This is a genomic window from Bordetella petrii (assembly GCF_020991325.1).
Classification (GTDB): domain Bacteria; phylum Pseudomonadota; class Gammaproteobacteria; order Burkholderiales; family Burkholderiaceae_B; genus Bordetella_A; species Bordetella_A petrii_E.
The window spans coordinates 1-4,548 of sequence record NZ_JAJMLX010000332.1 but is presented as its reverse complement, the minus strand read 5'-3'; the positions used below and the strand labels follow the sequence as shown (position 1 = coordinate 4,548).

Here is a 4,548-nt window from a genome sequence, read left to right as displayed (position 1 = left end):
TGGCCTGCGTCAGCGGCGCCAGGGCGGGCTGCGCGGCCGCCAGGCCTTGCGCCATCAGGCCGGCGACAGCCAGCACGCCGTTGAACTGCATGCGCAGCAGCGAGACTTCATTGCCCCACAGATTCCAGGTGGTGGTGCTGCCGCGCATCTGCGTTTTCCACCAGTCTCGCTGGGTGTCCCCCAGGATGGACACCGGAGTCAGGGTGCCGCCGGCGGCACCCATTTTCATGGCTTCGACACCGGCCAGCGTGGCCTTGGGAACGAAGTAGCGGCTGCCGATCTCGCTGCCGGCCTGCTGCTCGGGAATGACGTGGTCGGCCCGATACAGGCGTTCGTCGGTCATGACCAGCGAGGCCAGGTTGCCGAAGCGGAAGGCGCGGTAGATCTGGATGTTGTCGAACGCGGGGTTCGCCGTGTCCAGGCTGACATCGGCCGGCATGAACTCGAACCAGGCCTGGTTGGCGCTGCGGCGGCGCGGGGTGCGGCGCGTCTCGTCGTCGGCGGTGCCGTACGTCTGGCGGTCCTGCCAGCTGTCGTCGGAAAACTCGTGATCGTCCCAGATGGCGATCATGGGATAGCGTGCGTGCAGGGCCTGCAGGCGCGGGTCGGACCGGTAGCTGCGGTACAGCGTGCGATAGTCGGCCAGCGTGGTGGCGTAGATGGCGCCATCGGCGCCGGGCGTGCCGTCGGGCAGGCTCAGCGGCGCATGCGCGCTTTCCACCGCGCCGCTCTGGAAATCGGCCTTCACGGTTTCGTACACGTAGTCGCCCAGGTGCACCACGAAGTCCAGGTCTTGCGCCAGCAGTTCGTCGAACGCCGCCCAGTGGTTCACGCTCCAGTCCTGACAGGAAATGAAGGCGAACTTCAATTGTTCAACCGCCGCCGATTCCGCCGGCGCGGTGCGGGTGCGCCCCACCGGGCTGGTGCTGGCGCCGGCCACGAAGCGGTAGTAATAGGTGCTGGCGGCATCCAGCCCCAGCACCTTGTGGCGCACGGTATGGTCCCAATCCGGCTCGGCCGTGATGGCCTCGTCCAGCAGCAGTTCGCTGAAGCTTTCGTCGCGCGCCATCTGCACGCGCAGCGGCACGGCCGCGCCGTCTTCGCCCAGCACCCGGGTCCACAGGATGATGCTGTCGGGCCGCGGGTCGCCCGAGGCCACTCCTTGCGGATACTGGTAGACGGCGCCGCCGTCGCCGCCGCCGTCGTCCCCGTCATCGTCATTGCCGCTGTTATGGCACCCGGCCAGGCCCAGCGCGGCAGTCGAAACCGTGAGAAAGCTGCCCCACTTCAGGAATTTTCTGCGATCCATGTCCAGGATACGGCCCGTTTGGCGGCGCCGGCGTTGGCGCCGTGGTGGAAAAAGCGGGCGCCGTTGCATGACAGCCGCCCGATGGCGCGGCTATTACCGCATCCGGGCATTGCATGGACGTGACAGAATGCAGGCAGGGCAGCGCGGCCGGGCGGCCGGCATCCCGCGGGATGCCGGCCCCGCACGAAAGCCGCAATTGCCGGCCGTCAGGTCAATCGGCGCTTGCCGCCGCGGGCAGCTTTGCCACGGCCTTGATCTCGAACTCGAAACCCGCCAGCCAGGTCACGCCCACCGCCGTCAGCGCCGGGTGCGGCGCATCGCCCCAGAACTCGGGCACGATGCTCCAGATTCTTTCCAGCCTGGATGCCGGATCGATCATGAATACCGTCACATCGACCACATCGTCGAACGTGCAGCCCGCCTGCGCCAGGATGGCATTCAGGTTGGTGAACGCCAGGCGCACCTGCGCATCCAGATCGGGTTCGGGCGAACCGTCTTCGCGGCTGCCCACCTGCCCCGACACGTACAGAAAACCGTTGGCCTTCACCGCTGCTGAATAACGGTACTTTTCATACAGCGCCTGACGTCCGGGGGGAAACACTACATCACGCTTGCTCATCGATTTCTCCATCTGGGCCAGCCGGCCCGGTTAACGATGTAGACACTTTACGGACGCGCGCGCAGCCGATAAACAGGCAACTCCACGCAGCACTGTTTGTAGAATCCAAACAATCACCGATACCCAGGGGCCCCCATGGACCGCTACGATGCAATGCAGGCCTTCGCCCGCGTGGTGGAAACCGGCAGTTTCACCAAGGCGGCCGATACGCTGCACATGAGCAAGACCACCGTCACCCAGCTGGTGCAGCAACTGGAAGCGCGGCTGCGTGTGAAGCTGCTGAACCGCACCACCCGCAAGGTCAAGGTCACCGCCGACGGCGCCGCCTACTACGAACGCGTGCTGCGCCTGCTGGCCGACCTGGACGACGCCGAGACCAGCCTGTCCGGCAACGCGACCCAGCCCCGCGGCCGCCTGCGCGTGGACGTGCCCAGCCCGTTCGCCCGCACTATCCTGGTGCCCGCCCTGCCCGGCTTCCACGCCCGCTACCCTGGCATCCAGCTCGACCTGGGTGTCAGCGACCGCATGGTCGACCTGATAGACGAAAACGTGGATTGCGTGGTGCGTGGCGGCGAGCTGTTGAACCAGTCGCTGGCGGCGCGGCACGTGGGCGACCTGCGGCTGGGCGTCTATGCCGCACCCGGCTACCTGCGGCAGGCGGGCACGCCCGCGCATCCGCAAGACCTGGAAAACACCCATCATCGCATCGTGGGGTACCGGTGGGCGCGCACCGGCAAGGCCTTTCCCTATGCCATGCACAACGAGCGCGAAAGCATCAAGGTGCATGGCCAGTATGCGCTGTCAGTGGACGACGGCAACGCGTACCTGGCCGCCGGCCTGGCCGGGCTGGGCGTGCTGTGGCTGCCCGACTACATGGCCCGCGAACCCGTGGCACGCGGCGAACTGGTGCGGCTGTTCGAGGCCTGGCGGCTCGACACCATGCCCATGTACCTGGCGTATCCGCCCAATCGCCATGTCAGCGCGAAACTGCGGGTGTTCATCGACTGGGTCGTGGAACTGATGGAACGCCATGCCCCCAGGGACAAGGCCCGCGCGGGCTCAGGCGGCTAGAAAACAGCGCGACGTCGCCATCATCCGCATCTGCTTCGTCGTATTGACCGACGGCGTGTGCAACACGCGCATATCCATCAGGAACACATCGCCGGCCTGGCCCGACATTTCCAGAATGTCCAGGCCGCGCGCGCGCAGGTCGCGCGGCAGGTCGGCAGAGGCTTTCAGCAAGCCGCGCAGCGAGCCCGCCGGTTCCGCCCGCTGCGCGTCCACGCGGTGCGAACCCGCCAGTGCCAGGGTGGCCCCGCCGCGCGGGGCCACGTCATCGACCAGGAAAAATGCCTGGATGCCCGGCAGGGGCGCCCGCGGGCCGGCCGAAATATCCACGTGCCAGTTCAGGCCCTGCAGTGTCCAGTCGCCCTGGCGCGGCGGCGACAGCAGCCATTGCGCTTCCTGGACGGATGACGGCACCCGCCCGGCCAGGGCAGTGATGGCGTCGGCCAGGTCCCGGCACATCAGCGCGTCATGCAGGCCGGCGGTTTTTACCAAGCCCGACAACTTGCCGATCTGCTGGAACACGGGCAGCGCCTGCAAGGCATTCGGCGCCGCCTTCGTGGATGCGCGGCGCAGCGCGTCCAGCACCTGCTGCCGCAACGCCATCATGCGCTTGCGCGGATGAAAGTGTTCCAGCCGCAGATAGCCCCGGTCCCGGAAAAATTCGGCTTGTGCGGGAGTCATGGCTTAGCGCTTGCGCACGTAGGTTACGGCCGATGGCAGCTCGCTGCCATCGGCCGCCTGCGGCGCCATGTAGGGAACGGGGCGGCCCGTGCGCGTATCGATCAGTTCGGAATGGCGCTCGCCGCGTGCGTACAGGTGGCGTTCGCCCCACTGCCGCAGCGCCACCACCACGGGAAACAGGCATTGGCCTTGCGGCGTCAGTACGTATTCCTGGTAGGCCGTGCCGTCGGAGGCCGGCTGCGTTTTCAGCACGCCGGCCTCGACCAGCTTGCGCAGGCGCGTCGACAGGATATTGCGCGCCACGCCCAGGCTGCGCTGGAAATCGCCAAAACGGCTCAACCCATCGAAGGCATCGCGCACGATCAGCAGCGACCAGCGGTCGCCGATCACATCGGCGCAGCGCGCCACGGGGCAGGGCTCGGGATTCAAGGGGGTACGGCTAGGCATGGCAAGGCCCGCATTGAAGTCAGTATTTCGGTTGCATTTTAAAACTGCATAGCCTAGCATTCAACCAGTTTTATTTTGAAACCAGAACACATGCCCGCCATGCGTACCAGTACTTGCTCTAATTGGGCCGCCACGCCATGCCCCGGCGCCCGCACGTCCACACCCGCCGGCCTGGTCCGGCTGTTCGCCATGGCCAGCGGCCTGAGCGTGGCCAATGTCTACTACGCGCAACCCTTGCTGGACACCCTGGCGCACGATTTCGGCATCAGCCAGGCCGCCGTCGGCGGCGTGATTACCGCCACCCAGGTGGGCAGCGGACTGGCCTTGCTGTTGCTGGTGCCGCTGGGCGACCGCCTGGAGCGCCGCCGGCTGATGGCGCTGCAGTTGCTGGCCCTGGTGGCCGCCCTGGCCGCGGTGGCCGCGG

General features: G+C 67.0%; 6 protein-coding genes. 2 read left to right on the top strand and 4 right to left on the bottom strand.

The window, feature by feature from the left end:
• The coding region (locus LPZ50_RS22175) for an alkaline phosphatase D family protein (protein WP_230665001.1) at positions 1-1,309 on the bottom strand (1,309 nt) is incomplete at its 3' end.
• Positions 1,310-1,520: 211 nt separating this feature from the next.
• Complete coding sequence (locus LPZ50_RS22170; RefSeq protein WP_230665000.1) at positions 1,521-1,928, bottom strand: RidA family protein; 408 nt, start codon at positions 1,926-1,928, stop codon at positions 1,521-1,523.
• Positions 1,929-2,063: 135 nt separating this feature from the next.
• On the opposite strand from LPZ50_RS22170, the gene LPZ50_RS22165 reads away from it, so the two are divergent.
• A complete protein-coding gene (locus LPZ50_RS22165) occupies positions 2,064-2,999 on the top strand; it encodes a LysR family transcriptional regulator (RefSeq protein ID WP_230664998.1) in 936 nt (311 codons plus the stop codon).
• Here LPZ50_RS22165 and LPZ50_RS22160 read toward each other — a convergent pair.
• Entirely contained in the window at positions 2,988-3,677 is a 690-nt protein-coding gene (locus LPZ50_RS22160) for a phytanoyl-CoA dioxygenase family protein (RefSeq protein ID WP_230664996.1), read from the bottom strand. The two genes, LPZ50_RS22165 and LPZ50_RS22160, sit on opposite strands and share 12 nt — an antisense overlap.
• Before the next feature lie 3 nt (positions 3,678-3,680).
• On the bottom strand, positions 3,681-4,124 hold the full coding sequence (locus LPZ50_RS22155; RefSeq protein WP_230664994.1) for a winged helix-turn-helix transcriptional regulator: 444 nt from the start codon (positions 4,122-4,124) through the stop codon (positions 3,681-3,683).
• A 99-nt stretch (positions 4,125-4,223) separates the two neighbouring features.
• Between LPZ50_RS22155 and LPZ50_RS22150 the strand changes: the two genes are divergently transcribed.
• Positions 4,224-4,548 (top strand): MFS transporter (locus LPZ50_RS22150; protein ID WP_419195628.1); only part of this gene is annotated, 325 nt, incomplete at its 3' end.